17 protein-coding genes and 1 pseudogene are annotated in these 19,757 nt (G+C 72.0%); 12 read left to right on the top strand and 6 right to left on the bottom strand.

Going from position 1 to position 19,757, the window contains the following annotated elements:
* Nucleotides 1-45 precede the first annotated feature (45 nt).
* From ABFX46_RS03965 to ABFX46_RS43405, 5 genes and pseudogenes are all read left to right on the top strand, one after another.
* On the top strand, nt 46-903 hold the full coding sequence (locus tag ABFX46_RS03965) for a helix-turn-helix domain-containing protein (RefSeq protein ID WP_346039942.1): 858 nt from the start codon (nt 46-48) through the stop codon (nt 901-903).
* 17 nt (nt 904-920) lie between these two features.
* A complete protein-coding gene (locus ABFX46_RS03960; protein ID WP_346039941.1) occupies nt 921-1,124 on the top strand; it encodes a DUF397 domain-containing protein in 204 nt (67 codons plus the stop codon).
* 424 nt (nt 1,125-1,548) lie between these two features.
* Nucleotides 1,549-2,793: an HNH endonuclease signature motif containing protein gene (locus ABFX46_RS03955; RefSeq protein ID WP_346039940.1), complete on the top strand. Its 1,245-nt coding sequence runs from the start codon at nt 1,549-1,551 to the stop codon at nt 2,791-2,793.
* Between the two features lie 210 nt (nt 2,794-3,003).
* Nucleotides 3,004-3,309, top strand: coding sequence for a hypothetical protein (locus tag ABFX46_RS03950; RefSeq protein WP_346039939.1), 306 nt, complete (start codon nt 3,004-3,006; stop codon nt 3,307-3,309).
* Nucleotides 3,290-3,433 (top strand): annotated as a pseudogene (locus tag ABFX46_RS43405) (IS5/IS1182 family transposase); the annotation flags it as partial. The gene ABFX46_RS03950 and the pseudogene ABFX46_RS43405, both read left to right, overlap by 20 nt.
* Nucleotides 3,434-3,519: 86 nt before the next feature.
* Here the strand turns inward: ABFX46_RS43405 and ABFX46_RS03945 are convergent.
* The gene (locus ABFX46_RS03945; protein WP_346039938.1) at nt 3,520-3,678 is read right to left on the bottom strand and encodes a hypothetical protein; all 159 of its coding nucleotides are present in this window, start codon (nt 3,676-3,678) and stop codon (nt 3,520-3,522) included.
* 573 nt (nt 3,679-4,251) lie between these two features.
* Between ABFX46_RS03945 and ABFX46_RS03940 the strand changes: the two genes are divergently transcribed.
* Together ABFX46_RS03940 and ABFX46_RS03935 are read left to right on the top strand one after the other, a co-directional pair.
* A complete protein-coding gene (locus ABFX46_RS03940; RefSeq protein WP_346039937.1) occupies nt 4,252-4,980 on the top strand; it encodes a DNA-3-methyladenine glycosylase family protein in 729 nt (242 codons plus the stop codon).
* A 311-nt stretch (nt 4,981-5,291) separates the two neighbouring features.
* On the top strand, nt 5,292-6,212 hold the full coding sequence (locus tag ABFX46_RS03935) for a LysR family transcriptional regulator (protein ID WP_346039936.1): 921 nt from the start codon (nt 5,292-5,294) through the stop codon (nt 6,210-6,212).
* Here ABFX46_RS03935 and ABFX46_RS03930 read toward each other — a convergent pair whose 3' ends face one another.
* From ABFX46_RS03930 to cofD, 4 genes are all read right to left on the bottom strand, one after another.
* Entirely contained in the window at nt 6,213-7,208 is a 996-nt protein-coding gene (locus tag ABFX46_RS03930; protein ID WP_346039935.1) for a substrate-binding domain-containing protein, read from the bottom strand.
* Between the two features lie 80 nt (nt 7,209-7,288).
* Nucleotides 7,289-9,841 carry a bifunctional FO biosynthesis protein CofGH gene (locus ABFX46_RS03925; RefSeq protein WP_346039934.1) on the bottom strand — a complete coding sequence of 851 codons (2,553 nt, stop codon included), beginning with the start codon at nt 9,839-9,841 and terminating at the stop codon, nt 7,289-7,291.
* Between the two features lie 88 nt (nt 9,842-9,929).
* Entirely contained in the window at nt 9,930-11,216 is a 1,287-nt protein-coding gene (locus ABFX46_RS03920; RefSeq protein WP_346039933.1) for a coenzyme F420-0:L-glutamate ligase, read from the bottom strand.
* On the bottom strand, nt 11,213-12,166 hold the full coding sequence (gene cofD, locus ABFX46_RS03915) for a 2-phospho-L-lactate transferase (protein WP_346039932.1): 954 nt from the start codon (nt 12,164-12,166) through the stop codon (nt 11,213-11,215). Before cofD ends, ABFX46_RS03920 begins: the two co-directional genes overlap by 4 nt.
* A gap of 209 nt (nt 12,167-12,375) precedes the next feature.
* Between cofD and ABFX46_RS03910 the strand changes: the two genes are divergently transcribed.
* The 4 genes from ABFX46_RS03910 (at nt 12,376) to ABFX46_RS03895 (ending at nt 18,616) form a co-directional block, all read left to right on the top strand.
* Nucleotides 12,376-13,299 carry a hypothetical protein gene (locus tag ABFX46_RS03910; RefSeq protein WP_346039931.1) on the top strand — a complete coding sequence of 308 codons (924 nt, stop codon included), beginning with the start codon at nt 12,376-12,378 and terminating at the stop codon, nt 13,297-13,299.
* A 258-nt stretch (nt 13,300-13,557) separates the two neighbouring features.
* Nucleotides 13,558-13,773, top strand: a complete 216-nt coding sequence (locus tag ABFX46_RS03905; protein WP_171064042.1) for a WhiB family transcriptional regulator — start codon at nt 13,558-13,560, stop codon at nt 13,771-13,773.
* A 158-nt stretch (nt 13,774-13,931) separates the two neighbouring features.
* Nucleotides 13,932-17,180: a glycosyltransferase gene (locus tag ABFX46_RS03900; RefSeq protein ID WP_346039930.1), complete on the top strand. Its 3,249-nt coding sequence runs from the start codon at nt 13,932-13,934 to the stop codon at nt 17,178-17,180.
* Between the two features lie 2 nt (nt 17,181-17,182).
* Nucleotides 17,183-18,616: a DUF5719 family protein gene (locus ABFX46_RS03895; protein ID WP_346039929.1), complete on the top strand. Its 1,434-nt coding sequence runs from the start codon at nt 17,183-17,185 to the stop codon at nt 18,614-18,616.
* Nucleotides 18,617-18,633: 17 nt separating this feature from the next.
* Here the strand turns inward: ABFX46_RS03895 and ABFX46_RS03890 are convergent, their stop codons facing one another.
* Nucleotides 18,634-19,065 (bottom strand): metallopeptidase family protein, encoded by a 432-nt coding sequence (locus ABFX46_RS03890; protein ID WP_346039928.1) that lies wholly within the window; start codon nt 19,063-19,065, stop codon nt 18,634-18,636.
* 209 nt (nt 19,066-19,274) lie between these two features.
* Between ABFX46_RS03890 and ABFX46_RS03885 the strand changes: the two genes are divergently transcribed.
* Nucleotides 19,275-19,655 (top strand): DUF3499 domain-containing protein, encoded by a 381-nt coding sequence (locus ABFX46_RS03885; RefSeq protein WP_131944266.1) that lies wholly within the window; start codon nt 19,275-19,277, stop codon nt 19,653-19,655.
* Nucleotides 19,656-19,757 lie beyond the last annotated feature (102 nt).

Here is a 19,757-nt window from a genome sequence, read left to right as displayed (position 1 = left end):
CCGCCACGCGCACGAGGGGGCTACGGAGCGATCACGATCGACTGCATGACGCCCAGACCTCCGACAGTCCGAGAGCGCCGCCTCGCCAGTGAGTTGAAGAGGCTGCGCGAGGCATCGACCTCCCTCACCCTTGAGGAGGCCGCCGACCGGCTCGGCTGGAACAAGGCGAAGTTGTCGCGGGTCGAGAACGCCCTCCGTCGCGTGAGCGCAGCCGAGGTGCAGGATCTCTTGACCCTCTATGGGGTGACGGGAGCGCGCTTCGACGCGCTCGTCAGCTTCTCCAGGACGGCGAGGCAGCGCGGCTGGTGGGACGCCTATGCCAAAAGCCTGCCTGCCGACTACGCCACATACATGGGCCTTGAGGCTGAGGCCGAGTGGCTCAGCACTTACACCTTGGGCTTGCTGCCCGGCCTGGTGCAGACCGAGGCATACGCGGAGCAGGTGATCAAATCCACCCTGAAGCGGTTCGCCTCACCGCAAGGCATCGAACGCCGCGTCGCCGCCCGCATGGAGCGTCAGAAGGCATGGCTCGAACGCGATGAGCCGGCCCGTCTTTGGGCGATCTTGGACGAGGCGACGCTCAGCTGGGTCATCGGCGACCCCGACATCATGCGGGACCAGTACCGCCGCATCGTCGAGCTGGCGGCTCTTCCGAACGTGATGTTCCAGGTCATGCCCGTTGCTGCCGGTGCTCACCCTGGCGCGGTGGGCACGTTCACCATCATGGGCTTCCCCGAGAGATTCACCCCAGACGTCGTGTATGTCGAGAACATGACGAGCGCTCTGTACATTGAAAGCGATGAGGAGGTGCTCACCTACTCCCTGGCGTTCGAGCAGATGCAGGCGATGGCTCTGAGCCCAGAGGACTCACGGGTCATGCTCGACCGTCTGGCAAAGCAATGATCGCAAGGAGGAGGAAGATGGCCAGGGTTGATATTGGGCGGGTCGTCTTTCGCAAGAGCAGCTACAGCAATGGTGGAAACGGCTGCGTCGAGGCGGGTACCTTCGGCTCTCAGCGCCTTGTCCGAGACTCCAAGAACCCGGACGGTGGCGTCCTGGCCATAGAGCGGGATGCGTGGGCGGTCTTGGTGTCGCAGATCAAGCAGGGTGCATACGACCTCTGAGTCTTGCCGAGCGTCCTGATCCCCGCTGAGCACGGCCTGGTGCGGGAGCGTTCGAGGCGTTGCCGAATAATCCGCATGGCCTGTTCTGCGTTCGTGGAATTGTGGTGGGGGCGGCGCTGCGTACGGGGCCGCCCCTCCAAAGTCAAGGGCGCCTTCGGCGTCGCTTCGCGATGGCCTTCGGCCACCCTTGACTTCGGAGCCTCTGCGGCCCCTGAGTGCAGCTTTCATCGGGCAGGCTCCGCCTGCCCTCTGCCCGACGCGCCGCCCCCACCCCTCCAAGAAACAAACAACGCACGCAACACGCGCAAGCCCGCACCGGCAAATGGAATGCCCGAAATGGGCCTTTTGCGGGAAGCTAAAGAATCATGGATCGAATTTCGGTTCGGAATGGATGGGGTGGCGTTCGGTCGGATATTATAAGGGTATGGGTTCAATCGCGGTCGACCTCGATGCCGCGTCCACCATGGAATTGGTGAACGCGGCATCGGCGATCGCCGCCGAACTCGCCTCCCGTGCCGCCCCCGAATCGGCGGCGGCGTGCATGGAACTCACCGAGACCCTCGCCACCGCCACCGACCTGCACGAGGCCGCCCTCGCCGGATTCATCGGCGTGGTGGACGGTGCGCGGGAGGTGCAGCGGTGGGGCTTCCCCTCCACCCGCTCTTGGCTGCGGTCCCGCCTGGGCATGCGCGAGACCCGCGCCAAAGAGCGGCTGACCATGGCCCGCCAACGGCACCGCCTGGCGGAGGTCTCGCAGCGGTGGGCGGCCGGTGAACTGTCGGCCGGATACGCCGCCACCATCGCCGAAGCGGTCACCCGCCTCGACGACGATGACTGCGGCAAGGCCGAGGGCATTCTGCTGGGCATGGTCGACCAGGGCTTCTCCGCCGGGAAGGTCGCCTCCTTCGGCAAGCGGATCCGCGAGGTGATCGCCGACCGCGACGGCACCGAACAGCCCCCGGACGAGGCGGCGCGGGGGTACGAACGGTCGTGGATCGACTCGACCCGTTCCCTGGACGGCGGCCGCTACATCAAGGGCTGGCTCAACGCCGAAGACGCCGCCATCTGGGACGGCACCCTGGCCCCGCTGGCCAAACCCGCCGGGACCGACGACCACCGCGACCTGTCCGAACGGACGGCGGCCGCGCTCACCTCAGTCCTGTCGGGCGGGCACAAGGCCACCAAGGTCACCGTCATCTGCGACCTGGACACCCTCACCGGCGGCACCGCACCCGCGCGGTTGGCCGACGGGACATCCATCCCCGCCGAGCAGGCCCGCCGCATCGCACTGGCAGCCGGAGTGTCACCGCTGCTGCTCGGGCGAGGGCACACCCCGCTGTACCTCGGGCACCGGGTCCGATTCGCCACCGGCGCGCAACGCCAGGTCCTGGAGACGCTGTACTCCACGTGCGCGGTGCAGGGGTGCGAGGTGCCCGGGACGCTATGCGAGGTCGACCACGTCCACGGCTGGGCCCTGGGGCGAAGCCCCACGAACATCGACCAGCTCGCCCTCACCTGCGGCTGGCACAACCGCTACAAACACACCCACCCGGACCGGCTCCACATCACCAGAGCCCCGGACGGCCGCTACGCCTACCGCCTCCACCCACCCGGGATCAGAACCCTTCCCGAACCCGGCCGCCCACCACCCTGGCTCCAGGCCGCATGACCACACCCCGGACGAGCAGCGGGGCCCTGCGTTGGGCAGTCATGCTCTACTTCATTGCGTTCATCGCAACCCGCCGATGTGCGGTCAGGGAGGCCATTCCAACCTGAGTCCGCAGGTCACTGGCCGGTTGCGTCCCGCGCGCCGTGAGCGACAAGGAGAGAGCTCCTGGTAGATCGAGATTTGCGACGATCTTGACCCCCTAGAGCTCCGATGCTGTTCTATGGCGCTGCCCTCGATCTGTCTCGCTCGGCCCGCACGTTCGTGGCCGATCTGATCCGCGGGCATCGGTACCGGGTCGGGTCACGGTGGCGGCGGTTGCCGCCGGGCCACCAGGCGCCGCTGGTTCTGGTGCACCTGCGCCGCAACGAGACCTTCGCCCGCCCGGCGGCGGCGTTCGCAGCCGACCGGCTCCACTACTCGGGCAAACACCGCCGCCATGGCGTGAACGTCCAGTTCCTCACCGATCCGCACGGCGAGCTGATCTGGGCACGCCGGCCTGCCGGGGTCCACTCATGATCTGACCGCCGCCCGCGAGCACGGCATCATCGATGCCCTGACGGCCCGGGCGATCGCCTGCTACGCCGACAAGGGGTATGCCGGAGCGGGCGGCGCGGTCGGTACTCCCTACAAGCGCAAGAGGCATCGCAGGCTGGGGAAACGCAAGAAGTTGTTCAACCGGCACCACGCCAAGGTCCGTGCCCTTGGGCGAGCGAGGCGCCGCTGCGCTCAAGGGATGGCACATCCTGCGGTGAAGTCGCGGAGCGCCTGGATTGATTCGGCCGCGTCCTGGGCGGCCTGTTCCGGCGTTTCCGCGTAGTGGATCTGGCCGGTGAGTTCGAACGCCCGCTCCACCAGCATCAGGATGCGCGGATCGGTGTACTCCATCCGTACTCGGTACACCTCGCTCTGGGCGGCCGAGCGCGCGCGGAAAGATGCCGAGTGCGCGTCGCGGGCGGCCTGGGTGCCGGGGTGTTCGAGGCGTTGCCGGATGTAGTGGAGTTCGGCGCGGCGGTAGTAGGGGAGTGCGTTGACGAAGGCGTCGTGGGCCGCCTCCCGGCCTTCTGCTTCTCTTTTTCGCTGCGCCGGGTGTGGAAGTAGATGAAGACCGAGGAGGGGACCGGCAGGCTGAACACGAAGAGCAGGACTTCTTTGCCGCTCATGCGTCCAGTTTGCCCGGTGGTGGCACACTGGGGCGCGGCAGCGCGCAGTGCGGACGGTCGAGTGGACGGTGGGTGGTCGGTGGCTCTCGTGCCGTCCGGTACGCCATCCGCCCGTGCGGCCGGGGAGAAGACCGCTGGGCGTCTCCCCGGCCGGGTTCGGGAGTGGCGGCCGCCGTGGCCGCTCGATCTTCACGGGACGGTCTCGCCGCATCAACGCGGGCCGCATGATCCCGCGTTCCGGGTCGAGCGGGACGGGTCTGTTTGGCGCGCGTCCTACACGCCTGAGGGGCCTGGGACGTTGCGGCTTTGGCGGGTCGGAGACGTTGTCCAGGCCACGGCTTGGGGCCCCGGAGCCGACTGGCTGCTGGACGGGGTGCCCGAGCTGCTCGGCGTCGACGATGAGCCGGACGGGTTCGTCGCGCGGCATGACGTCGTCCGGGAGCAGGCGCGCCGGCGTGAGGGGCTGCGGATCGGGAAGTCGCGGCGGGTCTTCGAGGCGCTCGTGCCGGCCGTCATGGAGCAGAAGGTGCTCGCGCAGGAGGCCTGGCGCGGGTGGGGGTACCTACTGCGGCGGTTCGGGGAGCCCGCGCCGGGGGCGCCGCACATGCGGGTTCCGCCGCCGCCGGGGGTCTGGGTCCGGATTCCCTCGTGGGAGTGGCACCGGTCCGGGCTGGAGGCCGTCCGCGCGAGGACGATCATCGGGGCCGCGCGGGTCGCGCAGCGGCTGGAGGAGGACGCCGGGGAGGCGCGGCTCAGGTCGCTGCCGGGCATCGGGGTCTGGACGGCGGCCGAGATCCGGCAGCGGGCGGTCGGCGATCCCGACGCCGTCTCCGTGGGCGACTACAACCTGCCCGGCCTGGTCGGCTGGGCGCTGGCGGGCCGCAAGGTCGACGACGCCGGGATGCTGGAACTGCTGGAGCCCTACGCCGGTCATCGGTACCGGGTCACCCGGCTGCTGGAATCGTCCGGGAGGCGCCCGCCGAGGCGCGGCCCCCGTTTGGCCGTGCGGGACTACCGGTCGTTCTGACCGGGTCGACGGCCGTGCGGCGGCGCAGCCAGAAGTTGTTCGGGGTCCAGTCGAGGCCGTCCCGGCTGTCGGCGCCGAACAGGGGGCCGAGGACGGCGAGGGCGATGATGATGCCGAGCACGTACAGCATGGTCTTGCTCCTTTGGGATCGCTGAGGGGCGTTCCCGCGCGGGGCGATCGGTGGAGCCGGGGTGTCCGCCTCTTTCCGTCGCACCTACAGTTTGACTCCGTCCAACGTTCAGGTCCAGCGACCGTTCCTGGAGGGATTGTGTAAGAATCACTTCACGATGTTGGATCTCGGACGATTGCGGGTGCTCCGCGAACTCAAGCTGCGCGGGACGCTCGGCGCCGTGGCCGACGCCCTCGGTTACACGCCGTCCGCGGTGTCGCAGCAGCTCGCCCAGTTGCAGAAGGACGTCGGCGTCCCGGTGGTGGAGCGGGTCGGGCGGCGGCTGCGGCTGACCACGGCGGGGGAGGTGCTCGCCGAGCACGCCGAGACGCTGCTGGCGGGGGCCAAGCGGGCCGAGGAGGCGACGGTCGCGGCGAGCGGGCGGGTCGCCGGGGTCGTGCGGCTCGTCGGGTTCCAGACGGCGTTGCTGCATGTGCTGGCGCCCGCGCTGCCGAGGCTGGCCGGCCAGTATCCGGACCTGGTCGTCGACGTCCTGGACGAGGAGTTCCACCGGGTCCTGCAGGCGCTGGTGCTGCAGGAGATCGATGTGGTGCTGACGGACGAGTACTCGCATCTGCCGCGCCCCCGCAGGCCCGAGCTGACGTCCGAGGTGCTCGTCACGGAGATGATGCGGGTCGCGCTGCCGGAGAACCACCCGCTGGCGCTCAGCGGCGCTCCGGTGCGGCTGGCCGATCTGGCGGAGTCGCCGTGGGTGACCGGGCATGTCGGGACGAACCACGCCGATCTGCTGGAGCGGACGTGCGTGGAGCTGGGCGGGTTCCGGCCCGATGTCCGCTACCGGTCGAACGACCTGCTGATCATCTTCGCGATGGTCGCGTCCGGCGGGGCGGTGTGCCTGATCCCCGACCTGGCGCTCGCCGAGCGGGAGGAGGGCATCGTCGTCCGGGACGTGGCCGACGCCCCGGTCGACCGCCGCATGGTCCTGTGGACGCGGGTGGGCGCCGAGGTGAGGCCGTCGGTGCAGGCGGTCCTCGCCGAACTGCGCAAGTCGGCGGACGCCCTGGTCGAGCGGCGGCCGAGCTGCCTGCGCGGTGCCCCCTGATCAGGTCTTCCAGGACGAGAGCGCCTCGTCGATCTCCTTGCGGGTCGGCAGCCTGAGCGACTTCGGCGCCTTCTCCGGAAGGCCGTACTCGCGGGCGTACGCGGCGGCCAGGGTGCCGCGGGGCGTGCGGAAGCCCGCACGTTGCAGGATGTCGCGGGCCGAGCGCGTGCCCAGTGCCGCTTGGAACGCCTCTGCCGCGTCACGTCGGCGCGTGTCTCTTGTGGTCACGGCATAGGGGTGGTCGAGCATGAGCGTGCCTTCGTCCGGCATGAGGCTCACGACCGGGTTCGGACGGTGGGTTTCGTTATAGGCGACCACTGCCTGCTCTGTGGTGACCGCCAGTGGACGGTTGAACCGTTCGGCGCCGACCAGTCCGGCCAAGGTCGCCGTTGAGCCGCCGTCCTTGCGGAGTGCTTCGGCCACGCCGGCGTCCTTGTCGACCTGTTCGACCGCGAGCATGGCGATGGTGCCGGTCATGCCTGTGCTCGGGTCGGCCGCGATCCGGTCCAGGGGGATTCCGCCTGCCTCGGCCTTGCGCAGAAGCTTCCAGCTGATGTCGACGTCGGCGTCCGTGAGCTCGTCCTTCACCGGACGGGTCGTGGCCAGCACGACCGGTGTCGAGGCCACCGACTGGGCGAACTGCGGGACGGACGTGTCCCCGCGCTCGCGGACGATGCTCAGCCACAGCGACGACTCCGGCACCCACGCGTCCACGTCACCCGACTCGAAGGCGGCGGGCGCGACCGGCCGGACGCGCGCGTGGACGCAGCGCCCGCCCACCCGGTGCTTCTCCACGTTGAAGCGGGACGCCACATCGCTCAGCGCGGGCGCGATCTCCGGCTGCGCCGTGACGGTGATCCGCACCGGCGCGCCCGAGCAGGCCGGTGCGGAGAACAGGCCGGACGCCCACGCGCCGCCTCCGGCGCCCGACAGCAGCAGCGCTCCGGCGGCCCAGACCGCCGGACGCCCCCACCACGCGCGCCGTTCCTTGTCCACGCGTCCGTCATACCGGACCGTGCGTTCACTTGCGGCGTGTTGTTGTTATGAGGGCTCCCATAACAACAACACGCCGCAGGTCAACGGGAGAGGGGGGTCAGGGGGAGGTGGCCGAAATGGCCGATTCCGTCGGTCCGCCGGGACGCCTCCAGGCGCTCCGCCGGGACCTCGCCGTACAGGGTCGTGCGCTGCCTCGCCGGACGCCCCGCGCGCCGGGCGATCTCCTCCAGGTCGCTGATGGGCTTGAACGACCCGTTCTCCGACCCGGCCATGCGGCTGATGGTCTCCTCCATCAGCGTGCCGCCCAGGTCGTTCACGCCCCCTTGCAGGACGCGCGTGCACAGCTCATCGCCCAGCTTCACCCACGACGTCTGGATGTTGGGGATCGCGCCGTGCAGCAGGATCCGCGCCAGGGCATGGACGGCCACGTTCTCCCGGACGGTCGGCCCAGGCCGGGCCAGCCCCGCCAGATAGATGGGCGAGTTGTGGTGGACGAACGGCAGCAGCACGAACTCGCTGAACCCGCCCGTCCGCTCCTGGATCGACCTCAGCAGCTTGATGTGCGCGACCCAGTGCGACGGAGTGTCGACGTGCCCGTACATCATCGTGGACGTCGTCGGGATGCCCACCTCATGCGCGGTGGTGACGACCTCGATCCACTGGTCGGTGGGCAGCTTCCCCTTGGTCAGCACCCACCGGACGTCGTCGTCCAGGATCTCGGCGGCCGTCCCCGGGAGCGAGTCGACCCCGGCCTCCTTCGCGGCCTGCAACCATTCCCGGATCGACAGGTCGGTCCTGGACGCGCCGTTCACGACCTCCATCGGGCTGTACGAGTGCAGGTGGATGTCAGGCGCGCGCCGCTTCACCTCACGCGCGAGGTCGAAGTAGGCAGTCCCGGGCAGATCCGGGTGGATGCCGCCCTGCATGCAGATCTCGGTGGCGCCGGCCGCCCACGCCTCGTCCACCCGGTCCCCGACCTGGCTCAGCGACAGGGTGTAGGCGTCGGCGTCGGTCCGCCGCTGCGCGAACGCGCAGAACCGGCAGCCGGTGTAGCAGACGTTGGTGAAGTTGATGTTCCGCGTGACGACGTACGTCACGTCGTCGCCGACGGCATCCCGGCGCAGGTCGTCGGCCAGCCGGGCCAGCGCGTCGAGTTCGGGCCCGTCGGCGTGCAGAAGGGCGAGCGCCTCATCGTCCGACAGCCCGGCAGGGTCCTGCTCCGCGCGCGCGAGAGCGGCCTTGACGTCGGCGTCGAATCGCTGGGGCGCGGACATGCGCTCCTTCAGCGCGTCCCAGTCCCCGTAGACCTCGTCGAAGTCGTCCCGCCGGTCGCTGGTCCGCCCGGTCGTGTCGATCGACGTGTGCAGATCGGTGCGCCCGGACGCCTCGAACCCGCCATCGGGCTCCTGCCACGGGCGTCCCTCCAGCACCGCGTCCTCCCGAGCCAGCCCGGTCGCGGGGTCGGCGAGAGCGGCGACATGCCCGATGAGCCGCGGATCGAGCCACGGCTCACCCCGCCGCACGTACTCGGGGTAGATCGTCAGCCGCTCCCGCAGCGTGAACCCGGCGTCGGCGGTCCGCTCGGCCAGTTCGTCGATCTGCGGCCACGGCCGCTCCGGGTTCACGTGGTCGGGCGTCAGCGGCGAGACCCCGCCCCAGTCGTCGATCCCCGCCCGCAGCATCAGCGCGAACTGGTCGGCGACCAGGTTCGGCGGCGCCTGCACGCGCGCCTTCGGCCCCAGGATGAGCCTGGTCACCGCGATCGTCGCGGCCAGCTCCGCCAGCTCCGCGTCGGGCGTGTCGCGCATCTTCGTGTCGGGCTTCGCGCGGAAGTTCTGGACGATCACCTCCTGGATCGCCCCGTACTCCCGCATCGTCCGCCGGATCTCGAAGATCGCGTCCGCGCGCTCCTCGACCGTCTCGCCGATGCCGATCAGGATGCCCGTCGTGAACGGCACGTTCGTGCGGCCGGCGTCCTCCAGGACGCGCAGCCGGACGGCCGGGTCCTTGTCCGGCGAGCCGAAGTGCGGCCCGCCCCGCTCGCTGAACAGCCGCGTCGCCGTCGTCTCCAGCATCATGCCCATGGACGGCGCGACCGGCTTGAGCCGCTGGAAGTCGCGCCACGTCAGCACGCCCGGGTTCAGGTGCGGCAGCAGCCCGGTCTCCTCCAGCACCCGGATCGCCATCGCGCGCACATAGGACAGCGTGTCGTCGTAGCCGTGCGCGTCGAGCCACTCGCGGGCCTGCTTCCACCTGTCCTCGGGACGGTCCCCGAGCGTGAACAGGGCCTCCTTGCAGCCCATCTCCGCACCGCGCCGCGCGATCTCCAGCACCTCGTCCGGACTGAGGTACGGCGAGTCCAGTTTGTGCGGGACGGTCGCGAACGTGCAGTACCCGCAGCGGTCCCGGCAGAGCCGGGTCAGCGGGATGAAGACCTTGCGGCTGTAGGTGATGACGCCCGGGCGGCCGGCGGCCTCCAGACCGGCGTCCCGGATGCGGGCCGCGTGGGCGAGCAGATCGTCGAGCTGCGCCCCGCGGGCCTGCAGCAGTGTGGTGGCCTCGGATCGGTCCAGTGTCTTGCCGTCACGCGCGCGGGCCAGGGCCCGGCGAAGAGCGGAGCTCGTGGCGTCCATGCGGGCACTCTATGCCAATCGTCATAATTCGCGCCCGGCCGGGGTCCCGCAATGGGGCCAGCCCCGGCCGCCCCGGATCTATTCCCGCTCAGCGCACCTCGATGAACGCGTCGGCGCTCCGGGCCGGACGCTCCCGCGGCGGCGCGGCCGCATGACCGACTCCTACCGCGCCCATCGGATCCCAGTCGTCGGGCAGGTCGAGCACCTCGCGCACCACGTCGCGGCAGAACATCGTGCTCGACACCCAGCACGAACCGAGGCCCTCCACGGCCAGTGCGACCAGGAGGTTCTCCACGCCGGCGCCCGCCGCCACCACGAACATCTCCCGCTCGGCGCGCGACCGGCGCTCGTCGGGGTAGTCGTGCGAGCCGTCCATCACCAGGCACGGCACCACGAGGTAGGGGGCGCGCCGCAGCACGTCGCCGCGGCGGAGCCGCTTGGTGATCGACTCCTCGGAGAACCCGTCCCGCCGGAGGTCGGCCTCCCAGGCGTCGCGCATCGCGTCCAGCAGCCGCGTCCGGGACTCCGCCGACTCCAGCAGGACGAACCGCCACGGCGTCGTGTGGTGCGGCGCCGGCGCGGTGATCGCGGCACCGACGGCCCGCCGCACGGCCGCCGGGTCCACCGGCTCCTCGGTGAACTCCCGGATCGTCCGCCGCGCACGCACTACGTCCGCAGACCCGAACCGGAACATGTCCTCGGCGGGTGGACGGACCAATGCCCGCGCACCCGGCCCGTCCCCATCGGTCACGAGCCCGGCAAGCCCCCGCACAACGGCGATCGGCACCCCGTCGAGCTTCCCCTTGACCAATTCACCCGCGGCGGCGATCTCATCGGCCACGGCCGTGATGGTCGCATCGAGCCGGTTGCCGTAAGAGTCGTCGCGCCCGCGCAGATCACTGAGCGGGTCCAGCCCGGCGACCCCGATGGCGGAGTCGATCAACCCATTCCGCCAGGGCCGCCCGAGCGTGTCGGAGACGATGACGCCCACATCGACACCGGCGAGTTTCCGCACCCTGGCACGAATACGCCGCGCCGAAGCGTCAGGGTCCTCCGGCAGCAAAAGCACCGTTCCGGGCCGGGTATTGGACGCGTCCACACCGGCCGCCGCGAGCACGAGCCCCTGCCGCGTCTCCACGATCCGGGTCTCGCCCCGCGCATGCGTCCGCCGCGCGACGACCCGCACGGTCTCGGCGTCGATGGCCTTCTCCCGGTCGTCCGCGACCAGGACCCGCCCCTCCGCCTTGCTCACGATCTTGGACGTGACGACGAGCACGTCCCCGTCCGCGACCAGACCGGCGGGGACCAGCGCGGCGATGTCGTCGCCCTCGGCCACCTCGGGAAGCCCCGGAATGCCGAAAACCTCGATCCTCACTCGTCGTCCTCCGCCCGCTTGAGTTCGACCGCGAGATCGAGCGCGGCCCGCGCGATATCGACCGTCGCGCCCTCATCGCTCATCAGCAATGGCCGCGACCGCACCTCGATGCCCTCGACCCGCACATCCGCGTCGGCCGAGTCGACGAGCCACCCGTCGAGCAGCCCGAGCCCGTAAAGCTCGGCGACCGCCAGAGCCGACGTCTCAACCCCGATCGCAGTCAAACAGGCGTCGGCCATTCCCCGCACCGGCGCCCCGCCGATGATCGGCGAAACTCCCACCACGGTCTTCGCCGCGATGGCGTCCCGAATACCGGGCACCGCCAGGATCGTCCCGATGCTCACCACCGGGTTGGACGGCGGGAAGAGCACCACATCGGCGGCCTCGATCGCCGCGAGCACCCCGGGCGCCGGCTTGGCGTCCTCCGCACCGACCGCCGCGATCGACAGCGCCGGGACGGACGCCCGCAGCCGCACCCACCACTCCTGGAAGTGGATCGCCCGCCGCCCCTTGTCGTCCTCGATGACCACGTGCGTCTCGACCTGGTCGTCGGTCATCGGGATCAGCCGCACCCCCGGCTTCCACCGATCGCACAGCGCCTCGGTGACGGCCGACAGCTTGTACCCGGCCGCGAGCATCTGCGTCCGCACGATGTGCGTCGCGAAGTCCCGGTCCCCGAGCCCGAACCAGGCGGGGCCCACTCCATAGGCGGCGAGCTCTTCCTTGACGGTGAACGTCTCGTCCGCCCGCCCCCAGCCCTGCTCCTCGTTGATCCCGCCGCCGAGCGTGTACATCACGGTGTCGAGATCGGGACAGACCCGCAGCCCGAACAGCGAGATGTCGTCCCCGGTGTTCCCGATGACGGTGATCTCCGCTTCCGGAGCCGCCCCCCGCAGCCCCCGCAGGAACCGGGCCCCGCCGATCCCGCCCGCCAGACACACGATCTTCATGCCCACAACCCTACGGCGCTGCCCGCCCGCAGCGCCCCGAGCGGGCATGCCCGGCGGCGCGGACAGGGCCCGGACAGCGCACGGACAGGGCACGGACGGGACGCGAGCGGGGCGCGGGATCGCGGACGGGGGCGTGGGGGTCGCTCGTCCGGGCGACTCTATGCAAAGCTTTGCGGTGTAATGCATTGCCTCGGTCTGGAGAATTCACCGTGAACAAGGAAGCCGTCCAGCGCCTGCGCGAACCGGCCGCCTGGGTTTTGCTCGCCGCGGCGGGACTGCACTTGCTCGCGGGCCTGATCTCCCTTCTCGGCGGCGGTGGCTCGTTCACCGGCCGCGCGCTGGGCGAGACGCAGGGCGGGACGTTCCTGCAGATCGCGCTCGTCGGCGTCCTCGTCCTGGCGGTGGCCCTGGTGACGTGGGGGGAGACCCCGACGCCGCAGGCGCGGACGATCACGATGGGGGCGCTCGGCGTCCTCGGCGGCATCGCCCTGTTCGGGGTGATCTCGTGGCTGAGCGGGATGCTCGCCGACTCCGAGTACATCTCGGCGCTGACGAAGCTGTCGGCCTTCCTGGAAGGGGCAGGGAAGCTGGCCGTCGTCGGTGCGGGCGGCTGGTTCGTCTTCACCGTGTTCCAGGGGATGCAGCCGCCGCGCCCGCAGCCCCAGCAGATGCAGCAGGGCTACCCGGACTTCGGATACCAGCAGGGGCAGCCTGGCCAGCAGCAGTACGGCCAGCAGCAGCAGTACGGCCAGCAGGGCTTCGAGCAGCAGGGCTTCGAGCAGCAGCAGTACGGGCAGCAGCAGTACCAGCAGTACGGGCAGCAGCCGGGCGCGGAGGGGCAGCAGGCCCAGCAGCAGTACGGGCAGCAGCAGTACGGCCAGCCGCAGCAGTACGGGCAGCAGGACTACCAGCAGTACGGCGCGCAGAGCGGCGGCTACCAGGCCGGCCAGCAGCCGCAGCAGGGCCAGCAGGCCCAGCAGCAGCCGGCGGCCGACCAGGAGGAGATGGGCGAGTGGACGCGCGCCTACGGCGGCTCCGGTCAGGACCAGGGTCCGCAGGGCACGCAGCCGGCGCCGGGCGCCGATCAGGGCGGCGACTGGTACCGGGACAACCGTCCGACGCCTCCGCAGTGATCGCGGCGCGCCGCCGGCCGCCGGATTAACCGATCTTCAGCGAAAGGTCGTCCCGGCATAACCCGTTTTGTCGCCCAGGAATGCTCTCCGGCTTGACGGGGCAGTCGCTGCACGCGTGTAATTTCGTCCGTGTAGTTTCAATGCCTTCTCGGGGGAAGGAACCGGAGGGAAGGCATTGACCAGGGGGTTCCACGGGCAGGGAGGTGCGCTGTGAGCGAGGTGGTCATCCCGCTGGCGCACGGCACAGACGGCGAAGAGATGGGCTGGCAGGAGCGCGCCCTGTGCGCGCAGACGGACCCGGAGGCGTTCTTTCCGGAGAAGGGCGGCTCGACTCGCGAGGCCAAGAAGGTGTGCCGGGCGTGCGAGGTGCGTACGGAGTGCCTTGAGTACGCGCTGCAGCACGACGAACGTTTCGGCATCTGGGGGGGACTCTCCGAGCGGGAACGGCGCAAGCTGAAGCGGCAGGCCGTCTAGGACGGCGGGACGCCTCGGCCGCGCGCCCGGATCTCGGTGGATCCGGAGCGTGCCCCGCGCGGCCGCGCGTACAGTAAGCAGCCGTGCCGGCCCCGGGGCCGGCACGGCTGCTGTACTTTTCCGCCACGACCCTGTCGTCCGCACAGATCGAGCGATCATTGGCCCCCTCTGTCGATCGCCACGTCGTCACGGCGGTCCTCGTCGCCCATGATGGGGCGCGGTGGCTTCCGGAGACGCTGAAGGCGCTGCTCACGCAGGCGCGGCCCGCGCAGCGCGTCGTGATCGTGGACACCGGGAGCCGCGACCGCGGGCCGGCCGTGCTCGCGGAGGTCGTCGGGGCGGGCGAGGTCCTCACGCTGCCGCGCACGACCGGGTACGGGGAGGCGGTCGCGGAGGCGCTCCGGCAGGACGCCGCGTCCGCGCCCGTCCCGGACGACGAGCCGGGCGACCCGAGGACCGAGTGGGTCTGGCTGCTGCACGACGATTCGGCGCCCGCCCACGACGCGCTCGCGCAGCTGCTGCGGACGGCGGGCACCGACCCGAACATCGCGGTGCTCGGCCCGAAGGTCCGCGACTGGGACGACCGGCGGGTCCTGCGCGAGGTCGGCGTCACCGTGGACACGGCGGGGCGCCGCGAGCGCGGCCTCGACAAGGACGAGTTCGACCAGGGCCAGCACGACGGCGTCCGGGACGTCCTCGCGGTCGGCAGCGCCGGGATGCTGGTCCGCCGGGACGTGTGGGAGCGGCTCGGCGGCTTCGACGTCGAGTACGGCATCTTCCGCGACGACCTGGACTTCTGCTGGCGGGCGCACGCGGCCGGGCACCGGGTGGTGACGGCGACCGACGCGGTCGTGTACCACGCGGAGGCGGCCCGCCGGGGCGTCCGCGAGATCGGCATGACGGCGGAGCATCCGGCGCGCCGCGACCGCCGCAACGCGCTGTTCACGCTGCTCGCGAACCAGCCGCTCCCCGCGATGCTGCGCGCCCTCGCCCGCAACGTGTGGGCGTCGCTGGCGCACGCGCTGTTCCTGGTGGCCACGAAGCGGCCGGGCGCGGCGCGCGAGGAGCTGCGCGCGCTCGCGGACGTGCTGCGCGATCCGGGGCGGCTGCGGCGGGCGCGGGCCGCCCGCGCGGACGGCCGGACCCGCGCGTACCGCAGCATCCGGCGCTTCCAGCCGCGCTGGCTGGTGCTCCGCCGGGCCGCCGAGGCGGTGTCGGAGTACCTCGCCGCCCACGAGCACGAGCGCGAGGAAGAGGACCTCACAGCCGACGAGCCCGGCCCGGTACGCCGGTTCCTCGCCCGGCCCGGGGTCCTGCTCGTCCTCGCGCTGACCGCCGTCGCCGTCGTCGCGGAGCGCGACCTGCTCACGGCGGCGGGACGGCTCGGCGGCGGCGCGCTCGTGCCCGCGTGGAGCGGCGGCGCGAGCGACCTGTGGGAGCAGTACCTGTCCGGCTGGCATCCGGTGGGGCTCGGCACGGACGCGGGGAGCCCGCCGTACGTCGGCGTCCTCGCGGTGCTGTCGACGGTCCTGCTCGGCAAACCGTGGCTGGTCGTGTCGATCCTGCTGCTGGGCAGCGTGCCGCTGGCCGGCCTCACCGCCTACCGCGCGTCCCGGCTGCTGGTGACCGAGTCGGCGCTGACGGGCCGCCGCGCCCGCGCGGCCGCCGGGCGCCGCGTGCCCGTCGCCGCCGTCCGGGTGTGGTTCGCGGCCGTGTACGCGCTGCTGCCCGCCGCGACCGGCGCCATCGCGGGCGGACGCCTCGGGACCGCGGTCGTCCTCGTCCTGCTCCCGCTGATCGGCCTGTACGCGGCCCGCGTCTACGGGTTCCCGCGCGCGGAGGCCGCCCGGTTCGACCCCCGGACGCGCCGCAAGCGCGCGGCGCGGGCCGCCTGGACGGTCGCGCTGCTGCTCGCCGTCGCCACCGCGTTCGTCCCGCTCGTCTGGCTCATCGCCGTGCTGATGGCGGGGATGGTGTGGGCGCTGCTCGACCGCCCCGCGCACCGGCAGGGCCGCCGCGACCTCGCCATCGCGCTCGCCGTGCCGCCGCTGCTGATGCTGCCGTGGGCCGCCGGGCTCCTGCTGCACCCGTCCCGCCTGCTCACCGAGGCGGGCCTGAACCGGTACGTCGAGCCCGCGACCGCCGCCGACCTGCTGGCGCTCGACCCGGGCGGCCCCGGAACGCCCGCGCGGTGGGCGCTCGCGGGCCTGCTCGCGGTCGCCGTGCTGGCGCTGCCGCTGCGCAGCCGCCGGGGCAGCGTCCTCGCGGGCTGGCTGCTCGCCGTGTTCGGGCTGCTCGTCGCCGTGCTGACCAGCGCCGCCACCGTCACCAAGGGCGCGGACGCGGCACCGGTGTGGCCGGGCGCGGCGCTGATCTTCGCGGGGGCCGGGGTGCTGCTCGCCGCGACCGCCGCCGTCCAGCGGGCCGCCGAGGTCGCCGCCGGCAAGCACCTGGTCTACCGGGCGGGCGGGGCGGTCGTGCTGGCCGCCGCGCTGTCCGCGCCGCTGCTGGCGGCCGGTTTCTGGGTGGCCGGCGGCGCGGGCGGGCCGCTCGGCAAGCTCGACCCCGACACCGTGCCCGTGTTCCTCCACGCGCCCGGCGGCCCGCGGACCCTCGTCCTGCACAGGGAGCCCACCGGGCGGATCTCCTACACGATCCTCAGGGACGACCGTCCGACACTGGGCGAATCGGAGATCACGGCGGGCGACGAGGCCGAGGACCGCATGGACGACCTCGTCGAGGGCCTGGCCGCGGGACGCGAAGGCGACGACGGCCCCGCACTGACCCGGATGGGCGTCCAGTACCTCTTGGTGCCGCACCCCAAGAAGGACCCCATCACCAAGGTCCTGGACGCGTCGCCGGAGCTGACCCGCCTGAGCCGGACGAACACGTTCGCGGTGTGGCGGCTGCAATTGACGTCCGCCCGGATGATGCTCATGCAAGGTTCCACGGTCACGCCGCTCCCGGCGGGGCGGATCAACGCCCGCGTGCAGATCCCGGCGGGAACGGGCAAACGCACCCTCCTCCTGGCCGAACCCGCCGACGACGGGTGGAAGGCCACCTTGAACGGCCGCGAACTCAAGGCGCACACGGTCGACGGCTGGGCGCAGGGCTACGACATCCCTCCCGCCGGCGGCGAGTTCAAGCTGGCACGGTCGATGTCCATGCGGCACACGTGGGTCGTCATCCAGGGCATCGCCGTCCTGGTCGTGCTCGTCCTGGCCCTGCCCGGCGCCCAGGCCGACACCCTCGTGTTCACCGGCGACCGGGAGCGGCGCCGCCGCGGACGGCGCGGAGGACGCGGAGGACGCCGTGGACGCCGCCGCGCGACCGGCGCCCACGTCCAGCACGGGACGCCCCCGGCACTGGAACCGCCGAAGGAACCGAGCCCCGAGGAGGTGTCCTGACCATGGACAAGGTCCTGCGCCTCCTCGGCATGCGCTACGCCACGGCCGCTCTCATGCTCGTCGCCGTCGCGGCCCTGTACGGGGCGGCGACGTTCTCCCGCCCCGGCGAGGCGTCCGAGAAGGGCCGTCGGGCGCCCGTCACGCACGCCGTGATGGTCTGCCCGGGGCACGAGGGCGGGCGGCTGGCCGTCCAGTCGCTCTCCCAGAAGGGCGGCGGACGCGTGGACATGACGCCGACGAAAGGCGGTTCCCCCCTCGGGTCCATGACCTCGCCCGGCCAGGGCTGGGAAGAGGACACGAAGACGGGCGAGAACTCCTACACCGTCCGTGCCAGCGGTGCCCTCGCCGCCGGGCTGGAGGCGGAGCAGACCACGCACTGGAGCGGCGGCCCCGACCGCGGCCTCGCCGGCGCCCGCTGCGCGGCGCCCGGCACCGACCTGTGGTTCCTCGGCCCCGGCCCGGTCGGCACCGACGAACTCGACCTCTACCTGACCAACGTCGACGCGCAGCCCGCGTCCGTGGACCTCACCGCCCTGTCCGGCGAGGGGCCGCTCGACACCCCGGAGGGGCGCGGCACGCGCGTCGAGCCCTACACCACCCGGATCGTGAGGATCGGCGACTCGGCGGAGGGCCTCGCCGGCGTCGTCGAGGGCGCCGCCGACCTCGCCCTGCGCGTGCGCACCACCAGCGGCCGCGTCGCCGCGTCGCTGCGCGCCCGGGTCGCGAAGGAGAAGGGCATCGAGTGGCTGCCCCAGTCGCGCGGGCCCGCGACGTCCGTGCTCGTCCCCGGCGTGCCGGGCGGCGACGGGCAGCGCCGGCTGCTGGTGTCGGTCCCCGGCGAGGCCGACGCCCGCATCCGGGTCCAGGTGATCACGTCGGGCGGCGCGTTCGCCCCGCAGGGGCAGGACGTCCTGGACGCCCCCGCGCAGACCGTGACGTCCGTTCCGCTCACCGGCGCGCTGTCGGGGAAGGCCGCCGCCGTCCGGCTCGTCGCCGACCGGCCCATCCTCGCCGGGTTCGCCGCCGACCGCGGCGCCGACGTCGCCTACGGCACCGCCACGGCGCCGCTCGCCGCGTCCGGACCGGGCGTCGTCGCCGACAACCGGTTCGACGCGTCGCTGATCCTCACCGCCCCGTCCGGTGCGGCGACCGTGCAGGTCGTCACGATGAACGCCGGAGGGAAGAGCGCGCCGCAGGACGTGAAGATCCCGGCCGGACGCACCGTGGAGACCGAACTGGCCCCGCCCGCCAAGGGCGACGCGTCCTACGCCGTCGTGATCACGCCGAGGGCGGGTTCGGCGCCCGTGTACGCGTCCCGCGTCCTGTCCAAGGGCAAGGGCGACGACTATCTGTTCACCGTCCTGCCGATCGTGCCGGCCGCGACGACCCTGCACCTGCCGGACGCCGCCGACTCCCAGACCGCCCTGACGCCCTGACAGCCCTGGTCGCCGCCCTAGTCGTCGTCCGGGAAGTCGTAGCTGGGGTCGACCGACTCGGGGGAGATGCCGAGGAGGTCGGCGACCTCCTCCACCAGCAGGTCGCGGACCATGCGGGCCTTCTCCGCATCGCCGGAGGCCCGTGCCTCGACCGGACGGCGGAACACCACGATCCGCACCGGCGGACCGCCGTCGGCCGGAAGCGTTCGGACGAGCGGGACGGGGCCGTCGAACCAGGGGGCGACGTCGGGCACCTCCTCGACGGTGAACTCGACCTGGGCCAGTTCCCGCCCCCAGCGCTGGACCAGCCGCTGCACCTCGTCGTCGACGAGGTCGTCGAACCGCTCCGCGCGGGTCCGCGAGACCGGCGCCTGCGGGGGCGTCAGAGGACCACGGAGGCCGCGACCGTGCCGATCGCGGCGCCGTACGCCTGCCACACGGGATCGCACGCGTCCAGCCTACCTCCGTGGCCGCGGCCGCCCCTCGGCGAGCCGCGAACCCGCACGAGGACGCGCGAGGTCACGCGGGCGTCCGGCACCCACGGTGAGAGTACGAGACCATACGGAATGTAGCCGTTGCCCCGGAAATCGCCCGGTAACGGCGACACGTGCGCCGGGGTGGTGGCGGAGCCGGTGGGAGGGAGGTACGGTCAGCCATCGTGAGCCCCGTCCGCACCTGCTCCCGCACCGCCTGCAAGGCGCCCGCAGTGTTCACGCTCACGTACGTCTACCGTGACTCCACCGCGGTCCTCGGGCCGCTCGCCACGTACGCAGAGCCGCACTGCTACGACCTGTGCGCGGAGCACTCCGAGCGGCTCACCGCCCCGATGGGGTGGGAACTGGTGCGCCTCCCCGTCGAGGAGGAGACCGAGCCCAGCGCGGACGACCTGGAGGCCCTCGCCGACGCCGTCCGCGAGGCCGCGCGGCCCGCCCCCGGTCCCGGCGAGGAGCCGGTCGGCCAGGGCACCGAGGTCGGCCGCCGCGGCCACCTGCGGGTGCTGCGCTCCGAGCCCGCCGCCACCCAGCCCGGCCAGGAGTAGCGCCGGGGCCGGTCGCGCCCGTCCTTCCCGGTAGGCTCGTGAACCCGGTTTCTCAGGGCACAGGGTCTGGTGACAGGGAGTGCCTTCAGGCACGGGTTCTTC

It is taken from the genome of Actinomadura chokoriensis (assembly GCF_039529475.1).
GTDB classification, from domain to species: Bacteria; Actinomycetota; Actinomycetes; order Streptosporangiales; family Streptosporangiaceae; genus Spirillospora; species Spirillospora bangladeshensis.
Note: the sequence above shows the minus strand (reverse complement) of the source record. Positions and strands in the feature narration are given on the sequence as shown.